Source organism: Vicinamibacterales bacterium (genome assembly GCA_036012125.1).
In the GTDB taxonomy this organism is placed as follows: Bacteria; Acidobacteriota; Vicinamibacteria; order Vicinamibacterales; family UBA823; genus UBA11600.
The window spans coordinates 162,034-182,118 of record DASCOS010000009.1 but is presented as its reverse complement, the minus strand read 5'-3'; the positions used below and the strand labels follow the sequence as shown (position 1 = coordinate 182,118).

Sequence of the window (20,085 nt, the reverse complement as noted above, 5' to 3'; positions counted from 1 at the left end):
TCGGAAGGAGATGAAGTGACAGAGAGGATCGTACTTGCGTATTCAGGTGGTCTCGACACCTCAGTCGCGATTCCGTGGTTAGCCGAGCACCATGATGCAGAGATCATTGCTGTAACGCTCGACATGGGTCAGGGCAAAGAGCTAGACGACGTGCGTGAGCGCGCGTTAGCAGTCGGGGCGGTCCGCGCGCATGTGATCGACGTGCGTGAAGAGTTTGTCCATGAATATCTACTCCCGGCTCTTCAGGCTGGAGCACTGTACGAGGGGCGATATCCCATGGCAACGTCACTGGGACGACCCTTAATCGCGAAGTGTCTCATCGAGGTCGCGGAGAGCGAGAATGCCGGAGCGATCGCGCACGGTTGCACCGGTAAAGGTAATGATCAGGTCAGAATTGACGTTTCAGCTCGTGCCTTAAATCCCTCAATCCAAGTGATTGCACCCGCCCGTGTCTGGGGGATGAGTCGGCCCGAAGAAATCGCCTACGCCAAGAAACGGGGCATTCCTGTGCCTGCAACGGTTGACAGTCCTTACAGCACCGATTCGAATCTTTGGGGGCGGTCGATTGAGTGTGGCGTACTCGAGGATCCCTGGACAGAACCACCGGAGGACATCTACACCCTCACCCGTCCGTCGGGAGAATGTCCAAATGCGCCAGCCTACGTTGAAATTCAGTTCACTGACGGTGTACCAACTTCGGTGAATGGTGTCAGGATGCCGCTCGTCGAGCTTATTCATAGTTTGAGCACAATTGCCGGCTCCCACGGGGTAGGTCGGATAGATATGTTGGAAAATCGTCTGGTCGGTATCAAATCGCGAGAGATCTATGAGGCCCCCGCTGCGATTGTTTTGCACATGGCACATCACGAGTTAGAAATGATGGTCATTCCTCGTGATCTTGATAGAGTGAAGCGTCATCTAGCTTGCACTTACGCCGACCTCGTCTACGATGGATTGTGGTTTACGCCAACACGTGAAGCGATTGACGCCTTGGTCGCGTACGTCCAGCCGCGTGTGACAGGAACAATCCGGCTCAAGTTGTTCAAAGGTGACTGTAGGGTGGTAGGCCGTCAATCACCTTACGCCCTGTACGATTACGCCTTGGCGACTTACGACGATGAAGATCAGTTTGACCACACTGCTGCAGAAGGCTTTATCAAAATTTTTGGATTGCCGGTTGAGACGGCGGCACGAAAAGGGCCAGCCGCACTGCGACCGAACGTTTCGATGAAATCCAAAGTTAAGAAAGGCGATGCCTGACTCAGCCACAACCACATGACTAAGCATCTCTGGTCAGGGCGTTTCGCCGACGCTCCGGACGCCGACGTCTTCAGGTTTCAGTCGTCGTTCGTCTTTGACCGTCGGCTATTTGAAGACGATGTCAACGGGAGTCTCGCTTGGGCCGAGGCGCTCAGGGCCGTGGGTGTCCTGACCGCCGATGAGTCGGAAGCAGTTTCCACTGCGCTACAGGACATCCTCAAGGAGGGTCAGCTAGATCCCGCCTTCATTTCTGGGCCTGATGAGGACGTGCATGCCTTTGTTGAGCGTAAGCTCGTCGACCGTGTGGGGGAAGCTGGTAAACGGTTACACACCGGGCGGTCGCGCAACGATCAGGTAGCACTTGACCTTCGGCTCTATGTTCGTCGCAGAACCCGAGAGATTCAGCGCAGTCTACTTGGCTTGGTCTCTGTTCTTGCCGAGCAGGCGGCGTCTGCAAATGGGACGCTCATGCCAGCCTACACGCATCTGCGTCGCGCACAACCGATGCTCGTCGCACATTTCTTTCTTGCCCATGCCGAAGGTTTCCGTCGTGACTACGCACGATTCGACAATGTGCGCGACCAAGCCGACGCCATGCCACTTGGTTCTGGCGCTGTTGCTGGTTCAAGCTACCCTGTTGACACTGAGGCTCTGGCGTCACGCTTAGGATTTTCCAAGGTCGTAGCCAATAGTCTTGATGCCACCGCCGACCGTGATTTCGTTGCTGATTTCTTGCATGCGTGTGCGTTAACGATGATTCATTTAAGTCGGTTTGGTGAGGACGTTATTGTTTTCAGTAGCGAGGAGTTTGGATTCTTTGAGCTTTCCGACTCGGTTACCACGGGCAGCAGTCTCATGCCTCAGAAGAAGAACCCCGACCCGCTTGAGCTAGTCCGTGGAAAGAGCGGGCGGGTGATCGGAAGGTCGGCTGGATGGCTCGCGAGCATGAAGGGTTTGCCTAGCGGATACAACAAGGATCTGCAGGAGGATAAGGAGGCGCTGTTTGACGCTGAGGATACCGTTCTGGCTTCGACGGCAGCTGTGACCACCGTCGCGCGAACGCTCGCAGTATTAGGTGCTCGCACTAAGTCAGCTGCGTCTGGGCTGTTACTTGCCACCGAGGTAGCTGATTATCTGGTCTCGCGCGGAATGGCGTTTCGGGATGCACATACCTTGGTCGGTGGAATGGTTCGTGACTTGCTGACATCAGATCGCGACTTTGAATCGCTATCGATGACCGAGTGGAAGGCGTTTAGCGATTTGTTCGAGGATGACATCCAGATTCGGATCACTGCTCAAGCAGCGGTTAATACACGAAAGACAACCCAGTCAACAAACCCAGTTGCTGTTGAAAATGCCCTGTCTTATATAATCGCCTGGCTCGAAGATGCGCGGGTCGAAAGTCTTGACGGTTGATAGCTTGGTAGAGTGCGGTGGTGGCTAGCCACGAGGCGGTTGCGTTTTTGCGGGCTCTTCTGCTAGACTCGTTCCGCCTGCACGAGTACTCCTTTTGAATTCCTTGGTCTTGGTAAGGCTTTGATGCAAGAGCGTCGGCTTCGGCTGGGTGATAGCGTGGATGATTATTGTCCGCGTGAGCGCCGCATCACGGATCACGCCGTTGTGGCTATGGTGTCTGACGAAATCAGACAGACTCGCTGTACAACGTGCGATGCTGAGCATGAGTACAAGGCTGCAAAAATGCCCCGATCCCGAAAACACAAGCTGCCTGCAACAGATGCTGTGCGTTCCAGTGAAACCGAGGTAACAGCCGAAGCTGGTTCAACTCCTGCAAACGTGCTCCATGGGTCTGCTGCTGACAAGACGCCGCTTGTGTCTGAGCCCACATCGAAACGTAGTGCTGGTTCGGTGCACCGGCCTTTAATCCGCGCGACACTGCCACGTGTTGAGGGACAGGTACCGGAGCGGCGTGTTCCTGAGTTTACCGTCCGTCAGTCGAACACGCGAAATGGGAACGGCCGTAGCGATAATGGCAGGGGTCCATCTGGAAAACGTCACTTGGGCAACGGTGGTCGTACGAATGGTAACGGCTTTGAGCAGCGGTCTCGTGAGCAGGATCAATTCCAGGACCGAGCCGAGCCAAGTAACCGCCGTCGAGGGCGGACGTCAGGGCGCTCCAAGTCGCGGGCTTCGCGCTCAGCCCGGCGTGAAAAAAAGTCGTCTTAAAGAACTCCACTGCTCGGCCGAGACGGTAGGTTAGGCGGGCACGCTCGCTAGCGTCCGTTGGAGGTATGTTCAACATGATCGATCTTTCCGGAAAACAGGGTCTAGTTGTTGGCGTCGCGAACAAGCGATCTATTTCTTGGGCGATTACAGAAGCGGCTGATCGAGCTGGCGCACGGCTCGCGTTGACTTATGTCAACGAGCGGTTCGAGCGAAATGTGAGCAAACTTGCGGCGACGCTGACACAACCACCCTTGGTTCTGGAGTGTGACGTCACTCAGGACCAGCAAATCGAGGCAGTAGCTGATCGCTTAGAGCAGGAGTTTGGTGGTCTGGACTTTCTAGTCCACGGCGTGGCCTTCGCCCCACGTGAGGCAATCACTCAACCGTTCCTAGAAACGACCCGAGGGGATTTCCAGGTTGCGCTTGATGTCAGCGCTTATTCATTCGTAGCTCTGGCGCGAGCGGTTGCACCGTTGATGGCACTTAGAGGAGGCGGTAGCCTTCTCACGCTTACCTATCTTGGTAGCGAGCGGGTTTTTCCAAATTACAACGTAATGGGGGTTGCGAAGGCCGCGCTTGAAGCCAGCGTCCGATATCTGTCGAGCGAACTTGGCACTCAGCAAATCCGCGTCAATGCCATTTCTGCTGGGCCGATCAAGACATTAGCCGCAAGTGGCATTTCGGGTTTCTCCAATATTCTGTCAGTCTACCGTGCTCATGCGCCGCTTCGACGTAATATCGATGCTGGTGAAGTGGCAGACGCGGCAATATTTCTCTTGAGTGATGCAGGGCGCGCTGTAACGGGTGAGGTGCTGTTTGTAGACGCTGGCTATCACGCTATGGGTCTTGGGGAGATTCGTAACGAGGGTCAGTAGGCTAGTCCCTTAGGCCGTGGCACAAATGGTCTCGCCTGTCGTCAACGAGAAATATCCATTTGGTATCGTGTCATTCTTGCCCGAGACGTTTGAGGCATGAAATTGCCAGCCATCAGGCGTATGCGGGGAACGTTAATAAGGTTAACACTTGCCCGTCGAATTTCGACTTCGATCGGAGCAGTGCTTGTGTTTCTTACGGTGGTGCTCAGTCTGGCCGACTTTAAGTGGGAGTCGTGGCTCACGGATGGTTTTGCGCTGTTCACGGGTGCATTTGGCGCTGCTTTACTCGTCGTGGGGTTCTCAGGACGCCGTGCCGACTGGGTCGACCCTAGCCGGATCGAAGATTGACCGCATGATACCTCTTCCTTGAGGTTCCAACCCTTAGCTACACAGAGTTAGCGGGTGTGGTCGTCTCACCATCTAGCCTCACCATCGATGCTAGAGGCTGTCCTAACCTGGAGTTCCTACTCAGAACAATTCTCTCGCAGCACTTAATAAAGATCGCGACAATCAGGCGGGAGAAGAGGTGTTAAGCTTACCCGGCCGCCGTCTTTCCCTGGCGGTTTCGTCGGTCCCGGACTGAGTTAAGGTCCGTGGATGTCCTCGTGTATCGGAGGAACCCCATGCCTCATCGCGCTCCTGGTTCGTCAGGTTCTCACGGTCATAACCTCCTCGACGGAGCAGCAATTCGGTACTACCGGCCTAGGGGTAGTGAAGACATCCGTAGGCTGATCGATGATGGATTTCAAGCGTTTAACGCTGGCCGTTTGTCCGAAGCTTGTCACATTTTTTCGGACAAAATGCTTGCGCCGGAGACCGATACGACGATCGGATTGACCGTGGCCGGCGCGTTAACGCCAGCAGGTCTTGGTGGATGCCTAATCGAATTAATGAATCGAGGTCTCGTAGATTTCATCATCAGTACGGGGGCGAACCTCTACCACGACCTGCACTACGCCATGAATTTTACGTTGCACCGAGGCTCGCCGTTTCTTGATGATATCGAGCTTTACGAGCAGGGGATCATCCGCATTTACGATGTGCTATTTCCATCCTCAGTTCTTCTTGAAACAGATTCGTATATCAGGGATTTTCTCGTCCGGCAGCGGCTCCAGGGACCGATGTCGAGTGCCGAGTTTCATCATCGCCTAGGGCAGGATCTGCTTCAGAGGTTTCCAGGGTGCGAAGAGCATTCGGTCGTAGCGTGTGCAGCAGCCGTAGACCTGCCGGTGTACACCTCCTCACCCGGTGACAGTTCCATCGGTATGAACATTGCTTCAAATGCGTTACTCGAAGGCAGCTCCTTCATGATCGATTCGAATCGGGATGTCAATGAAGTTTGTGCGATCATTCTCTCAGGTCATCAAAACGGGTGTGTCATTCTTGGCGGCGGGTCGCCTAAGAACTTCTATCTTCAAGGCCAGCCGACGTTGTGGGAAGTTTACGGCATTCCAAAAGGTGGCAACGACTACTTCATTCAGATCACCACTGATCAGGTTGTGTGGGGCGGACTCTCGGGTGCCACTCCGGCTGAGGCCGTTAGTTGGGGTAAAGTGAATCCAGGTGTCCTGCCCGACACCGTAGTGGCCTACTGCGACTCGACCATAGCGTTTCCACTATTCTGCGAGTATGTGATCGGGTCTGAGCGCGGTCATCGGCCCCGTAAGGGACTGATGCGTCGACGTGACGAGTTAGTTTCTAATTTAATGCAGCAGGCAGAAGCGGCTCGGGGTGCGAAGCGTGATGTAGGGAGTAAGTGAGTTTTGGGTTCGGGCGAGTTGCTCATGTGCAACGAACGCCTTTTCATAATGGGAACGCTGTCCTCGGAGTTCAAGTCGTGTCTTCAGGCGATCACCGAACAGCCAAGAATCTACGCTGACGCTAACGTAACCGCTGGCCTCGTTGCCTTTATGCGAGACAGGCTACGCTGGGACGTCCTTTTCGTCATCGAGCATGACGATTTACGGCGCGCGAGTGATCAAGAGCACTTCCGTGTTGCACGTTGTCTTCTTCGTACACTTATTACTTTCGATCGTGATTTTTTGAGGACAAGAAATTCCCACCCTCCGAAAGCGGGGGAGTGGTCGTGATTTCCGGGCCCGATCAGCGAACACTCAGGCATCTCCTCCGAAGCCTTGATCGAGATATCTTTGGTGGGCCAGTGCAAAATGAGCGGCGTAAGGTGCTTTCGATGTCAACGATTCCACTCGAAGGCCGTAAGCTCGATGTCCATCCAGGATGGCATGAATAATTAGAAGCGGCTCTTTCTAGCGAGGTGGCTTAGCAGCGTATTTCGTTGGGTCGCAGATGCCAGTTTCACTGAACGCGTCCCGCCGCTCGCGGCACTTGCTGCAAAGTCCGCAGTGCTTGTCTCCTTTTGGCCGCATACACGATAACGTGAGTTCAAACGGAACTCCGAGTGTTTCCCCGAGCTTGATAACCTCTGGTTTTCTGTACTCCGCGAGCGGCGTGGCGATGGTGATTCCATGTGCCAGTCCTAAAGACAACGCCTGCGCCATCGCATTCATGAAGTCTGGTGTGGCATCAGGAAATGGATTACCAGCGAGTGTGCCCAGGACGATTCGGTCAAAACCATGGTGCGCACAATACGCGGATGCCTTGGTCAGCAGCATCGCATTTCGCCCTACGAGATACACATCAGAATCTGGCGTGTCATATGCTGGCGGGTCGCCACGTACTGCCCAGTGAGAGGTTGTGTAGATATCGCGCATGTCAACGTTTAGCTTGCTGATTTTTCCGATGTTTACAAAGGGCGGCGAAGCTACTAATCGATCGAGGATCGCGAGTTCCGCGGTTTCCCAGGCAAAACCCACGCTGATGTAAATTGGTCGAACTCTTTCGGCATCGGCCGAAGACTCGACAGCGAGAAGAACCGCACTGTCGAGACCAGCCGAACACAGAACGGCTGTGGCTTGACCTCGTTTTGAGTCTTTCGCTACCATCGCTGGTTCATTGCTTAGTATTGCGCGTGGATGTGGTGGATCAAACTCATCGAGGTCTTCTATGTATTCTGTCGTCAAGCGAGTGGATTTCTGCTATGGACATCGTTTACTCGATTACGAGGGTGTGTGCAAGCATCCTCACGGTCACAACGCCGTCGCCGAGATAGAGATCCGCACAGCGGCACTCGACCAGCGAAGCATGGTGTGTGATTTTAGCGACGTCAAGCATTTGGTGAAGAGCTGGATTGACCGAGAGATCGATCACAAGATGATCCTGAGAAGTGATGATCCACTTGTTAAGCCGCTTCGTGAACTCGGCGAACCGGTTTTTCTAGTCGAGAGCAATCCGACGGTTGAACGGATAGCACGCCTAATTTATGAGCACGTGCAGCAGTCTGGGCTACCGGTTGTCCGGGTCAAGGTCTGGGAGACGCCCACGTCGTCGGCAACCTATGAACCCGAGGCAATTTCTACCAAAGCATAGATTTCCTCAACCGTTAGACTTCCACTAGCAATTTTGATGCTGCCCGCGTCCCGATAGTCACTTGGTGGTTCCCGCTACTCAAGATGCTCACGCTGTCGGCTGATGTGTCCCGTGCGATGACTTTGATTGCTTGACCCGGTTTCAACTTGTGCTGTTCGAGAAAACGAAGAAAATCGGCATCCTGATTCATGACCCTGGTCACGACTAAGCTAGTGTCGATGGGACAGGTTAACAAGTTCTTGTGCAGATGCTGCGCCACAACGCCTTCTGGGTCTGGAATTGGGTCGCCGTGTGGGTCAACGGCCGGCCTACCTAGTAGTTCGTCGATCCGGTCAATAAGTCGATCGGACACTGCATGTTCGAGTTGTTCGGCGTCCTCGTGAACCTCGGCCCAGCTCATTCCCATGATCTGCACGAGGAACAATTCGACTAGCCGATGACGGCGGAGCACCATGGCCGCTAGATGCTCGCCGGCGTCAGTCAGACGGACACCTGAGTATGGCTCGTAAGCGACCAACCCTGACCTGACCAGAGTCTTGACCATTGTTGTTGCGGTTCCCGGTACGACCTCGAGCGCAGAGGCGAGTTGACCCATCGGAACAAGTGCCTGTTTGTCTTCCGCCGCTGTCTGCGCCTGATAAATAGCCTTCAGGTAGTTCTCGACTGTGCTGGATGTTGCCATGGAATATTTCTCCAGTGTCGCAATTTCACCTTCTAACGATAGACATTTTATTTTTGATATGTCAAAATATTTATTCCGAGTGGACAGATTCTCTATTTTTCCTCGATAGATTGGTCCGATGAAGATGAAGCGGTTGTCCCGTCGTTCATGGCTACAAGTAGCAGGTCTGGGCTCACTTGCCGGGGGCACGGCACGCGTTGCTTCACGCTCGGTGAATGCACAAGCCGTTGGCCGTGTTTCAACAGAATCCTTCGACCCCAGCCTTTACCTCCGTAGCTGGAATTTCTCCGACCTGCCCGAAGCGGAGCGCCGACGATTCTATCGTGAGACACCGCGCCCCGACGGGACGATGTTACGCGAGTACGAGATGGTTTCGATCGACCGAGAAATTGAGATTGCTCCGGGGGTGTTCTTTCCGGCCTGGACCTATAACGGACAAGTGCCAGGTCCTACCCTCCGTGCCACGGAAGGTGACCGGGTTAAGATCAACTACATCAATCAGGGCGCCCACCCGCACACCATCCACTTTCACGCGGTGCATCCTCCTTCGATGGACGGGGCGTTGCCTGAGCATGACGTGGAGCCAGGTGGGCACTTCGTGTACGAATTCGACGCCGAGCCGTTCGGCGTGCACCTTTACCACTGTCACACTGCGCCGTTGAAGCGTCATATCCACAAAGGGCTCTATGGCGTGTTCATCGTTGACCCGAAGGATGTTGGTGGTGTACCCGCACGTGAGCCAGCGGATGAGCTTGTGATGGTGATGAACGCGTTCGACACCAACTTTGATGCTGAGAACGAAGTGTACGCGGTCAACACGGTGGCGCACCATCACATGCACGAGCCGATTCGTGTCAAAGTCGGTCAACTTGTCCGCATTTATCTTGTAAACCTGACCGAGTTCGACCCGGTCAACAGCCTCCACTTGCATGCCACCTTCTTCGACGTCGCGCGCACGGGTACGCGGCTTGAGTCAACCGAGACGACTGATACGTTGATGCTGTGTCAAGGAGAACGCGCCGTGATTGAGACCACATTCCGCTATCCCGGCCAGTTCATGTTCCACGCGCATCAGGCCGAGTTTGCCGAGCTCGGGTGGATGGGACTGTTCTCGGCTGAAGAGGAGCGGCGTGACACCTGAGACGTCAACCTCGATCGGTCGGCTGTGGCTGATCGCACTGGCGCCGCTCGTGCTGTTGGGGGCACTTCTCGTCGTCATTGTGCAGACTTGGCCGAGCGACGTCATCGGTACCGATGCATACCCTGCGGTTGAGGAGTTGTCCTTCGCTGCGGCGAAATTGAGGCCGGACGAGATTTCGCTCACGGTTATTAACGATGGGCCCGACCCAGTAACGGTCGCTCAGGTGCAGGTCGATGAGGCCTACTGGGCCTTCACCTCAGACGCGGGTACGACGCTAAATCATCTGCAAAGCGCTAGGCTGACGATTCCCTACCCTTGGGTTGAAGGCGAAAAGCATGTCGTGCGTGTGGTCACATCGACCGGTGTGACATTCGACCACGAGATCGCCGTTGCGGTGGAGACTCCTCGGCCCAACGTGCGGTATTTTGTCGCGTTCACGTTGATCGGCACTTACGTCGGCGTCATCCCGGTCGCCCTCGGGCTACTGTGGTTTCCACTGGTCGGCCGCCTCGGACGCGCCGGGCTGGCGTTCCTGCTCTCACTGACCGTTGGATTGTTGCTGTTCCTGCTGGTGGATGCCGGGCAGGAAGGGCTTGAGATGGCCTTGGTGGTACCTGAGTCGTATCAAGGCGTCATGCTGTTTGTCTTTGGCGCGGTCGGCGCCTATCTGGGTCTCGAGTCGCTCGGCAGATGGTTGCGCAGGAAGCAGCAGGCCGCCGTCGCGGACGTGGCGACGAGCGGTTGGACACTGGCGCTGTTGGTCGCCATTGGCATTGGATTACACAATTTTGGTGAAGGGCTGGCGATCGGTGCTGCGTTCGCGCTTGGCGAGGCCGGGCTTGGCACTCTGCTCATCGTTGGCTTCACGCTGCATAACACCACGGAAGGGCTTGCAATCGTGGCGCCGCTAGCCCGTGACCGCGCTCGGGTTGGCGAACTGGTTCGGCTTGGCGTGATCGGCGGTGCGCCGACCATCGCCGGGGCATGGCTGGGCGGGCTGGTGTACTCACCACTCTGGTCGGTGCTGTTTTTGGGTATCGGTGCTGGGGCGATCGCTCAGGTTATCGTGCAGATCGTCCGGCAGACAGCGCCCGAGGGGCCGGTGCTCCGTTTCATGTCGACCGCACCTGCCTTGAGTGGCCTCAGCGCTGGGTTCGCGATCATGTACGCCACGGGCATGTTGGTGGGATGATGATGACGGTCACCAGAGGAGCGAGAGGGCAGATGGTTGTAGCCATGCTTCTAGGCTTGGCCGGGCTGGCCATGGCCGGGTTCATGCCCCTTTTGACCGATGCGTCGCTCGAGCCCCGCGAGATCGTCGTGGTGGCGTCGGACATGGCGTTCTACGTCGATGGCAACGCTGAAGCGAATCCACGAATCCGCATGGAAGCTGGCGAGACAGTAAGACTCGTACTGTGGAATAAGCAGCCTGGCGTCGTACATGAGTTCGTGGTCGGTGCATGGCAGGTGGCAACTCCTCGACTCCGAGGCCGTGAGCGCGACTCCCTTGTTTTCCAGGTGCCCGAAGCGATTGGTCACTATGTCTACGAGTGCAGCCCGCACAGTGCAATGATGCGGGGTTCAATTGAGGTTGTCGACGTTCAGTAAACTCGCTGGTTTCGCCTCCGCCAAGCTTTTCCTGCCTTCTCGTGCACAGCATCGTTGCGTTATAGCTATCGATTACTTGGTGTCCTGATGACTCATTATTTGGGATTGAAAGAACGATTGATGGATGCTGTATGACCAATATTGAAACGTCCGAATGGTCGGGTGAGGGTACGTTCACGCAGACGTTGATTGATGCTATGACGTTGATCGACGATGTAGGGCTACTCCGTGTCGAGGACTCGCCATCGACAAAAGTTGATGTTGGCTATCAGTTTATTAGCAACGAGATCTATGTAGGGTTTTGTACACAGTTAGTTCAAACTCGAGTCAGACGTTTCGGCTTTTTGCCAACGACCGTAATGGTTGAAAGAAACTGTATATCGCTCACTGATTTGGGACGGTTGTTGTCCGAATTACCGTCAGTAGGTGAGGCTGACTATATTGACGATGGAATGATGCAGTACCTCCATACGGAACGCATCGTGCCACCGTACCAGACACGGGGGTACAAACTCGTGGAACTCGTACGGATTTACGAAGTATGAGAATGAGACTTGTCCGGCAGTTGTCCCGAATTTCAGATGGTTCCCAGCCGTCGGAGTCGGGATCGCTCGGCTTGGCCGATATCGAGTAGCTCTTCGAGAACCTTGTCTGTGTGTTCTCCGAGTGCCGGTGGCGGATTCTTAACGGAGCCTGGTGTTTCAGATAGTTTGACGGGAATCCCCAGAACGCGAACCTTGCCAGCGACCATGTGCTCAAGCTCAACCACCATCTCGCGTGCAGCGAGTTGAGGGTCAGCTAGGACTTGAGCGAGGTTACGAACGTCACCGCACGGGATACCAGCAGCTGTCAAGTCCTCGATCCAGATCTTCCGAGATCGCGTTCGTAGTGCACGTTCTAGCAACGGTCGAAGTTCGTCGTAGGCTTGCACTCGGGCGCGATTGGTTGCGAATCGTGGATCCGTCACGATTTCTTCGAGTCCGGCCACACTGCAGAACTTACGCCACAGTGCATCGTTACCGACGGCGAGGACGAACTCGCCGTCGGTAGCTTCGAAGGTCTCGTAGGGCACAACGGTTGGATGACGATTACCTAGCCGTTCTGGAATGCCGTCAGTGGCAAAATGAATACCTGCCTGATAGGTCAAGAGCGCTGCCACTGAGTCGAGCATACCAACGTCGACGAGTTGTCCCTGATTGCTACGCTGGCGCGCAAAGAGGGCTAGTGATGTTCCGTAAGCCGCAAACATACCGGCCGTAATGTCAGCGATGGCTACACCCAACCGGTAGCCTGGTCCGTTGGCGTCACCAGTGATGCTCATCAGGCCACCCTCAGCCTGGATAGCTGCATCGTAACCAGGCTCCTGGTGCCGAGGTCCCGTTTGGCCGAAGCCAGAGATTGATACATACACCAGCCGTGGATTCCGGGACCTCACATCGGTGTAGCCCAACCCTAGTCGATCGAGTGTACCAGGACGAAAGTTCTCGACGAGCACGTCGGCGCGCTCGATCAGAGCGTCAAGCACTTCTCGCCCTTCGGGGGTCTTGAAATCGAGCGTGACGCTTTCCTTGTTTCGGTTCACACTTAGGAAGTAAGTACTTTCACCGCTAACGAAGGGTGGTCCCCACCCACGCGTGTCGTCCCCGCGTTCAGGATGCTCAATCTTGATCACCCGGGCCCCCATATCAGCTAACAACATCGTGCAGTACGGACCTGAAAGGACACGCGTGAGGTCGAGGACGGTCAATCCGTCGAGGGGGCCTGGAGTTGTTGCGTGGGATTTCGGCGATGAACCCATTATTTTGCTCTGCGAGTTGGGATATCAATTGAATTGAGTTGGTTGAGTTTGGACATTCTTCTTCGAATCGTCACTAGGTCAGTCAATAAACCGAAGGCTGTCTGTGTCAACCCACCTTCGCGCTGGGTTATCACAATCTCACCTAGAAGATCCGTCATCAGCACGACCGCGTTTGCTTGGCCGTCAAGATGGGCTAGCGGATCATTAGCGTCTAGCTCTGCCGGTGCCACGGTTCCACTGACAAGACCCTCGCGCCTAGCGACCGACGCTACCAACTTAAACCGCCTACCGTGGAGAAAAGCTTCTCGAACGGTGCTCTCAGTTAGTTCCAAGAGCCCGGTTCGTGCAATTAATCGCGGTGTCAGACGGGCGTCCATCAGCACATTAGCCAGTGCAGCGGTTTTCGCCGCTGTGTCCCATCCTTCGACGTCGAGTGAGGCATCAGCCTCAGCGATGCCTTGAGCTTGCATTTCAGCCAATGCCTCGGCCGCGCTTCCTCCTTGTTCCATTACCGTTAGGATGTGGTTCGTGGTCGAATTAAGCACACCTCGGAAGCCAGTAATCCTGACTGTTGGTAGGGTTTCACGAACCAAATTAAGAGTTGGAATGCCGTCAAGCACTGTTCCTTCCAGCAAAAACGAGACGCCTGCTGCTTTTGCTTCATCGCGAAGAGCATGATACGCGAAGGCGGCGGGGCCCTTGTTGGTGGTAATGACATGGGCTCCAGAGTTGATCGCCGTGCGGACATGCCCGATTGCTGGCTCACCCGTGGAGACGTCGAGTGTGGTGGTTTCAATCACCACTCGAGGGTTGTCGTCTGAAAGGTCTGCAAACCTTTCGATAAACAATTGCGTGTCGGTTGGAACAGGTTCAGCTTTGGCGTCGTGTAACATGCCAAGCTTGCCGCCAGACTCAACAAGCCTAATCGCGCTACGAAGGTCGAGTCCTTGGCGCCGCATCGCCGTGCCGTGTCGACTAGTAGTGATTCCAATGACACGATAGTCAAGGTGATGATCACGCAGAAGAGCTTTGCGTTGTTCCTCGAGTAGTTTGACGAATCGCCGACCAACATTACCGAAGCCTATTAGAGCGAGGTCTAGCGAGACGAGTTTTGGATCACGCTCAGGCATTAGTGACGGTGCGGTTCGTGGCAGCATCTTGCAGGAGTCGGGGGTATCGGTTGGAGGCAGACGGTTGAACGTGCTGGTCTCCGAGCGGCTGGTACGGGCTCATACATGGGGGCCACAATTGTTTTCGTTGTCTCAATTGTAAGGGTTCTCGAAATCAGAACGTGAATTGGGTATTTAGCTGGAGGTTAAAGCCTGGGGCGTCCACGCCAGAGCCGTGCCAACGATAGTTGCGGTCGGTAAGATTTTCTGCGATTACCGTTAGAGCGACCTGAGGGTGGACCTGCCAGGCTGCACGTGCCCCAAAAGTCAGGAATCCCGGTGTCTTGACGAACAGTGGAATGCCCTCATTACCGCCAAGCACCCGGGCTTGGACCTCTTCTAGGGTCTCACCGGTCGCTGTCAATCTTCCGTTTTGCACCAGACCCAAATTAGTAGCACCACCGGTAAAGAATTCTGCGATAGATGCGCGCGTGCGCCAACCCCCAATCCGAGCGTCGGTGACATCCCCTGGGCTTAGCCTGGTCTGCGCGAATGCAAGATTCGATGTAATTTCGATCCAATAGTTCTGTTCAACCGGTTTCCACCGTATGCGAAGACCGCCGAATGGGGGCGGCATACGTCGGAGGTAGTGGCTATTGTTTAGTTCTTGCCCGTTGACAAGCGAGAAATATCCTGCAGCTAGCCAACCCGGTGCCATCTGCATTTGGGCGTCGGCTTCTATGCCGACCACCCGGGCACGGTCACCGTTCGCGCGCGTAACAATTGGGCGTGGGTCATCTTTAATGAATGCATGTCCGGCTGCATTTTGCCGTATAACCGTGAACCCAGCAACGGTTGTGCCAACGATAGGAAGAGGAAAGATGGCCGTCCGTCGTTGAAGGACATCGCGCAACTCAAGATTGAAAACGTGCAGCGAGCCCGAGAACCGCGTTGTCCTCAGCTTAATTCCTGCTTCGACGTTAATTGCAGATTCCGGTTTGAGACCGGTGATAGGGAGGCCTGTGCTCACTGCATCAGCGCCATCACTGTCTCCAAGAAGGCCTCCGAGTTCACTGGCCATCTCAGAGGTTATTTCAAAACCGTTACCGCTGATGCCAATCGAACCCAAGTCGAACGCGTTCGCAGCCCGGAAACCGCGACTGACGGCAAATGTTACGTTCATGGTATCCGTCAAGCCAAGCACTGTGCCGGAATGAAACGTCAGGGCGTTGACCGGAATGCGCTGTGAGCGAACGTTAAACTTTGGAGCTGAGCGTGTGCGAAAAAGAAAATAGCCGTGGCGAATACCGGCACGGAGCGTCAGGCGCCCTGGTACGATTTCGGATGCTGTCTGCAGGAAGAGCCCGCTACTCGTGTAACGCGTCCCATCGGGAATCCGCGGGCGAACTGTTGTGAGCAACTCAGTCGAGGGATCTTGGAGTGTCCGGGCTGCCGCGATGTACTCATCATACAACTCGCCACCGAAAGCTAAAGCGTGCCGGTCCGCGATGACCCGAGCTCCGCGCACTTGATATCCGATGGCTAGGACCCGACCCTCCTGTCGCTCAATTCTTGAATTGGGATGACTCTGCTCAAGCCTCCCATCCTGTTGCCGGTTCAGTGAGAGGCTCGCCGACCATCTGTCAAGCCAGCCCATTTGTTCCCGCTGATAGCGGATGTAGCCAAAATCGAGCCGCTGAGGTTTAAATTCGCTCCGGTATCGACCGTCGCCACCTAGGCCTCGGTCATGTCGGCTGACCCCGAATTGTTCTTCATGGAGAAAGAATGCGTTGAGTGAAGCATTATCGCCCGCGTCAAAGGTCGCTGCGAGATGGGCGCCGGTCTGTGAGAAGTTAGTGTCCGGTAATTTGTTATAGAGCGTCTTCGAAGGTAGACCGAGAAACCGAGTAACGGCGGAATGCGAATCGCGTCCTCGGCCTGTCCGCAACTTGCCCACACGCCGGCCGCCACCGCCTAATCGGACCGCCCACGTGTCCTCTTGAACCACAACCGTGGCATTGCTACTGCCACTCAGGTCTGCTGAGCCAAAAACGCCCTCTACGACACCGGTCACTTGACGGCCTGCCAAAGAGAGCGTTGGTACCATGCTTAAGACGTTGATTGTGCCCCCGATAGAATCGCTTCCGTACTGTACTGATGACGGTCCTCGCACGACCTCCAATCGTTCAACGAGTGTCGGGTTGATCCACCCTAGGTATTGGGTGGCGCCGGTCCGAAAGGTTGATGTGTTGAAGCGAACACCGTCGAGTAAATAAACAATACGCTGCGCACTAAACCCTCGAATAAAAGGGGAACCCTGTGCTGTGGTGGTCTGTTGGACCAGGACGCCGGCTTCTTCGCGTAACACCTGGGGCAAGATCTGGTGCGGGCGAGAACTAATCTCCCCACGAGTGGTTACCGCTATGGCCTCGGGAACATCGAAGCTTTGTTCGGCTGTGCCGAGTGCCGGTGTTACTACAACCTCGGTCTCGAGGGGCCCCAACGACAAGGTAAGCTTGGCGTCGACCACGGAGTTCTCCGTTAGGTCGACGTCCACGCTTAATCTGGCGAAGTGTTCCATGTCGACCGCTACAAGGCACTGCAGGGGAGGGAGATCCGGCATGGTGAACTGGCCCTCCCCATCCGTCATGCCTTCTCGCACCTGGTCGTCACACACCACGGTGATTGTCGCGCCTGGGATTCCACCACCCAGTGCGTCTTCGACCTTGCCCGAGAGGGTCCGATCAGTTGTTTGGGAGGGTTGACCGAGGCTAATAGCGACCGCCCATAGTGCAGTTAACTCAACGAACGACATCTGGGTCAGATTACTGGCTCAAAAGAAGGACTGTCAAACGGTGCCGGGACTGCTGCGGGGTCGGAAGGGCAGCGGTCTCTCTATTCGCTGGGTCTCAAAAAATGCAGAAACACGGACTTCTTGTGAACTTTGTTCATTGACAGCAAGTCAGCCCGATTTCTATAATTCCGACTGGAACGGTCGTATATTGATGAGCCCTGTTTTACAGCAGAAAAAGATACCGTTAATGCCTAATTTGATCGGGCAAACGCCCCTCATACGGCTACGGTTGTTCGAGCGAGACATACCTGGAATCGAGGTGTACGCCAAGGCGGAATGGCGAAATCCAGGAGGTTCGGTAAAGGACAGAGCAGCGCGACGGATTGTGTGGGAGGCTGAAGAGCGGGGCGATCTGACAGTTGGAAAGGTTTTGCTTGATGCCACCTCTGGTAATACGGGCATCGCCTTTGCGATGCTTGGTGCTGCACGAGGTTACCGTGTCAAGCTATGCATACCAGCAAACGTGACGCCTGAACGAAAGCGAGTCTTACAGGCGTACGGCGCTGAGTTGGTGCTAACTGATCCGCTTGAGGGGTCAGATGGTGCAATCCGCGAGGCGCGCCAGCTTTACGCTTCGGCGCCCGATGAGTATTACTATGCTGACCAGTACAACAACGCTGCAAACTGGCAAGCGCACTATCACACAACTGCCTGCGAAATCATCGAACAAACCTCAGGCCGGATGACTCACTTCATTGCCGGTCTTGGCACGAGCGGCACGTTCGTCGGCACAGGGCGTCGACTGCGTGAGTATGTGAGCGACCAAGGTCGAGAAATAACTCTGGTTTCGGTGCAACCCAGTTCTCCGCTTCATGGTCTCGAAGGCTTAAAGCATATGAAGTCAGCAATCGTTCCTGGCATTTATGATGCGACACTCGCTGACCGTGACCTTCGGGTTGAGACAGAGTCCGCTTATCGGATGGTCCGTCGCCTTGCACGGGAAGAGGGCATCTTGGTCGGCGTCTCCAGCGGCGCTGCTTTGGTAGCGTGTCTCGAGGTGGCCGAGCAGGGAGGCGAGGGGGTCTTTGTCACCATCTTCTGCGATTCAGGCGAACGGTATCTCACCGAGCGATTTTGGGAAGATACGAACTAAATATGGACTCTACTGTATCTACTGGGGCCATACTACAGCGACTCAAGTTGGCACAGCCCGTTCTTGACGCGATCAGGCGTCACGGTCGGCAGGCCTACCCCAATGAGTGCTGTGGGGCCTTGATCGGGCAAGAGGATCACGTCATTGAGACGCTCTTCCTGCCGAACACGACTGCGGAAGGACCGCGCCAGCGATTTCTCATCAGTCCGGAAGACTACCGATTTGCTGAAGAGCGAGCGTTTGCTGCTGAGCATGAGTTATTGGGTTTCTATCACTCGCACCCTGATCATCCGGCTCGTCCTTCTCAACATGACCTCGCACACGCTTGGCCATTCTTTGTCTACGTCATTCTGGCGGTTCGAGAAGGAGACCCTGTCGATTTAACAGCCTGGCGGCTGCTAGACGATCGATCGGCGTTCGGCGTCGTTGAGGTTACCTATGGCGCTTCAGGTCGCCACCGCACGTGAACTTGGTGTAATCTGATTACTATGTCGATTAAAGTACTTATCCCTACCCCACTGCGCCCGTACGCGGGTAAACAGGATGTTGTATCGATTGACGGTGCGACCGTGGGTGAGTTGCTGTCTAACCTGACAGACCAGTACACCGAACTGCGCAAGCACTTATACACAGACGAGGGTCGATTGCGAAGCTTCGTCAACGTGTATGTCAACGACGACGACATTCGGTATTTGGAACGTGAGGAGACAGTAGTAAAGAGCGGCGACACGGTTAGCATTGTGCCTTCGGTTGCTGGTGGTGCAGGTTCGGCGGTGATCGAGTCTCGTACGACGCCTGAGCTAAGTAATGAGGAAGTGCAGCGCTACAGTCGTCATCTGATCATGCCAGAGGTCGGTATGGACGGTCAGCGCAAGCTTAAGGGCGCACGGGTTTTGTGTATTGGTGCTGGGGGGTTGGGTTCGCCGGCCGCTATGTATCTTGCAGCCGCCGGTGTTGGACAACTCGGCATTGTTGATTTTGATGTCGTTGACTTTAGCAATCTGCAACGCCAAATACTTCACGGCACGCCAGACGTCGGCCGGTCGAAGTTGCAGTCGGCGAAGGACCGTCTGCAGGCTATCAATCCAGCCGTTCACGTGGAGACTTATGAAACTGCGCTGTCTTCTGAGAACGCCCTTCAACTTTTGGAGCCGTACGACGTTGTCGTGGATGGTACTGATAATTTTCCTACACGCTATTTGGTGAATGACGCATGTGTGCTACTTGGCAAGCCGAATGCTTATGGGAGTATTTTCCGGTTTGAAGGGCAGGCTTCAGTTTTTGCCTTGAAAGGTGGGCCCTGTTACCGGTGTCTCTACCCCGAGCCCCCGCCGCCAGGTCTCGTACCGAGCTGTGCCGAAGGCGGAGTGCTTGGTGTTCTACCAGGAATAATCGGTACGATTCAAGCCACCGAGGCGATTAAGATCTTAATTGGGGTGGGGGAGCCACTTGTTGGACGGTTTCTCATTTTTGACGCTTTACGTATGCGGTTCCGCGAACTCAAACTCCGCCGAGACGTTGATTGTTCAGTTTGTGGTGACCAGCCAACGGTGCGAGAGTTAGTAGACTACGAGCAGTTTTGCAACGTGACAACTACGCCACAGGCAGTTGTGTCGATTAAGGAAGCCTCAGTTGAGAGTCTGAAACGTCGTCTCGATGCGGGAGACGATTTTCTTCTGTTGGATGTTCGTGAGCCGCAGGAGCACCAGATTTGTGCTATTCCTGGCTCAACACTGATTCCACTTGGGGACCTTCCCTCTCGTCTCGTTGAACTCGAAGGAGGCCGGGAAATCGTAGTGCACTGCAAGTCTGGTGTTCGGAGTGCGAAGGCGGTGAAGCTGCTCCAGGAAGCTGGTTTTGTTGACGCAGCTAATTTGAAAGGCGGCATTCTAGCTTGGATTGAACGCGTTGACCCGTCTTTGCCGAAGTACTGACGAACTGAAGGCTTCGAATGGTTCTAGGAGAAGTCCTTGTTACGCTCTTACTCGTTGGCTCAGTTTGTAGTGTTCCTATCATTAAGCAATTACGGCGGTC

At 55.1% G+C, this 20,085-nt stretch carries 20 protein-coding genes and 1 pseudogene; 16 read left to right on the top strand and 5 right to left on the bottom strand.

The features are described 5' to 3' along the window. Window positions 1-15 precede the first annotated feature (15 nt). From QGH09_03720 to QGH09_03690, 7 genes are all read left to right on the top strand, one after another. On the top strand, window positions 16-1,260 hold the full coding sequence (locus QGH09_03720) for an argininosuccinate synthase (protein ID HJO17291.1): 1,245 nt from the start codon (window positions 16-18) through the stop codon (window positions 1,258-1,260). A gap of 15 nt (window positions 1,261-1,275) precedes the next feature. Then, window positions 1,276-2,676 (top strand): argininosuccinate lyase, encoded by a 1,401-nt coding sequence (gene argH, locus QGH09_03715; protein HJO17290.1) that lies wholly within the window; start codon window positions 1,276-1,278, stop codon window positions 2,674-2,676. A gap of 123 nt (window positions 2,677-2,799) precedes the next feature. Beyond that, window positions 2,800-3,444 carry a hypothetical protein gene (locus tag QGH09_03710; GenBank protein ID HJO17289.1) on the top strand — a complete coding sequence of 215 codons (645 nt, stop codon included), beginning with the start codon at window positions 2,800-2,802 and terminating at the stop codon, window positions 3,442-3,444. A gap of 74 nt (window positions 3,445-3,518) precedes the next feature. After that, window positions 3,519-4,319, top strand: coding sequence for an enoyl-ACP reductase (locus QGH09_03705; protein ID HJO17288.1), 801 nt, complete (start codon window positions 3,519-3,521; stop codon window positions 4,317-4,319). Between the two features lie 96 nt (window positions 4,320-4,415). After that, the gene (locus QGH09_03700; GenBank protein HJO17287.1) at window positions 4,416-4,667 is read left to right on the top strand and encodes a hypothetical protein; all 252 of its coding nucleotides are present in this window, start codon (window positions 4,416-4,418) and stop codon (window positions 4,665-4,667) included. 275 nt (window positions 4,668-4,942) lie between these two features. Continuing rightward, entirely contained in the window at window positions 4,943-6,079 is a 1,137-nt protein-coding gene (gene speY, locus QGH09_03695) for a deoxyhypusine synthase (GenBank protein HJO17286.1), read from the top strand. Window positions 6,080-6,103: 24 nt separating this feature from the next. Then, window positions 6,104-6,409, top strand: coding sequence for a DUF5615 family PIN-like protein (locus tag QGH09_03690; protein ID HJO17285.1), 306 nt, complete (start codon window positions 6,104-6,106; stop codon window positions 6,407-6,409). Window positions 6,410-6,586: 177 nt separating this feature from the next. Here QGH09_03690 and QGH09_03685 read toward each other — a convergent pair whose 3' ends face one another. Next, window positions 6,587-7,282 (bottom strand): 7-cyano-7-deazaguanine synthase, encoded by a 696-nt coding sequence (locus QGH09_03685; protein ID HJO17284.1) that lies wholly within the window; start codon window positions 7,280-7,282, stop codon window positions 6,587-6,589. A 61-nt stretch (window positions 7,283-7,343) separates the two neighbouring features. On the opposite strand from QGH09_03685, the gene QGH09_03680 reads away from it, so the two are divergent. Continuing rightward, complete coding sequence (locus tag QGH09_03680) at window positions 7,344-7,766, top strand: 6-carboxytetrahydropterin synthase (GenBank protein ID HJO17283.1); 423 nt, start codon at window positions 7,344-7,346, stop codon at window positions 7,764-7,766. A gap of 13 nt (window positions 7,767-7,779) precedes the next feature. Here QGH09_03680 and QGH09_03675 read toward each other — a convergent pair whose 3' ends face one another. After that, window positions 7,780-8,448, bottom strand: a complete 669-nt coding sequence (locus QGH09_03675) for a metal-dependent transcriptional regulator (protein HJO17282.1) — start codon at window positions 8,446-8,448, stop codon at window positions 7,780-7,782. Window positions 8,449-8,566: 118 nt separating this feature from the next. On the opposite strand from QGH09_03675, the gene QGH09_03670 reads away from it, so the two are divergent. The 4 genes from QGH09_03670 (at window position 8,567) to QGH09_03655 (ending at window position 11,742) form a co-directional block, all read left to right on the top strand. Beyond that, window positions 8,567-9,589, top strand: coding sequence for a multicopper oxidase domain-containing protein (locus QGH09_03670; GenBank protein HJO17281.1), 1,023 nt, complete (start codon window positions 8,567-8,569; stop codon window positions 9,587-9,589). Beyond that, window positions 9,579-10,781 (top strand): hypothetical protein, encoded by a 1,203-nt coding sequence (locus tag QGH09_03665; protein HJO17280.1) that lies wholly within the window; start codon window positions 9,579-9,581, stop codon window positions 10,779-10,781. Before QGH09_03670 ends, QGH09_03665 begins: the two co-directional genes overlap by 11 nt. Window positions 10,782-10,813: 32 nt before the next feature. Next, the gene (locus tag QGH09_03660) at window positions 10,814-11,197 is read left to right on the top strand and encodes a plastocyanin/azurin family copper-binding protein (GenBank protein ID HJO17279.1); all 384 of its coding nucleotides are present in this window, start codon (window positions 10,814-10,816) and stop codon (window positions 11,195-11,197) included. 131 nt (window positions 11,198-11,328) lie between these two features. Further along, window positions 11,329-11,742 carry a hypothetical protein gene (locus QGH09_03655; GenBank protein HJO17278.1) on the top strand — a complete coding sequence of 138 codons (414 nt, stop codon included), beginning with the start codon at window positions 11,329-11,331 and terminating at the stop codon, window positions 11,740-11,742. Between the two features lie 32 nt (window positions 11,743-11,774). Here QGH09_03655 and QGH09_03650 read toward each other — a convergent pair whose 3' ends face one another. The 3 genes from QGH09_03650 to QGH09_03640 form a co-directional block, all read right to left on the bottom strand. Beyond that, window positions 11,775-12,995 (bottom strand): CoA transferase, encoded by a 1,221-nt coding sequence (locus tag QGH09_03650; GenBank protein HJO17277.1) that lies wholly within the window; start codon window positions 12,993-12,995, stop codon window positions 11,775-11,777. Continuing rightward, complete coding sequence (locus QGH09_03645) at window positions 12,995-14,152, bottom strand: hypothetical protein (protein HJO17276.1); 1,158 nt, start codon at window positions 14,150-14,152, stop codon at window positions 12,995-12,997. The genes QGH09_03650 and QGH09_03645 overlap by 1 nt, the downstream gene beginning before the upstream one ends. 127 nt (window positions 14,153-14,279) lie before the next feature. Further along, entirely contained in the window at window positions 14,280-16,919 is a 2,640-nt protein-coding gene (locus QGH09_03640) for a TonB-dependent receptor (protein ID HJO17275.1), read from the bottom strand. 226 nt (window positions 16,920-17,145) lie between these two features. Between QGH09_03640 and QGH09_03635 the strand changes: the two genes are divergently transcribed. The 4 genes and pseudogenes from QGH09_03635 (at window position 17,146) to moeB (ending at window position 19,985) form a co-directional block, all read left to right on the top strand. Next, window positions 17,146-18,051, top strand: coding sequence for a cysteine synthase family protein (locus tag QGH09_03635; protein ID HJO17274.1), 906 nt, complete (start codon window positions 17,146-17,148; stop codon window positions 18,049-18,051). A 2-nt stretch (window positions 18,052-18,053) separates the two neighbouring features. Continuing rightward, complete coding sequence (locus QGH09_03630; protein ID HJO17273.1) at window positions 18,054-18,518, top strand: M67 family metallopeptidase; 465 nt, start codon at window positions 18,054-18,056, stop codon at window positions 18,516-18,518. 21 nt (window positions 18,519-18,539) lie between these two features. After that, window positions 18,540-18,800 (top strand): annotated as a pseudogene (locus tag QGH09_03625) (MoaD/ThiS family protein). Window positions 18,801-18,827: 27 nt separating this feature from the next. Next, entirely contained in the window at window positions 18,828-19,985 is a 1,158-nt protein-coding gene (gene moeB, locus QGH09_03620) for a molybdopterin-synthase adenylyltransferase MoeB (GenBank protein HJO17272.1), read from the top strand. Window positions 19,986-20,085: the final 100 nt, after the last annotated feature.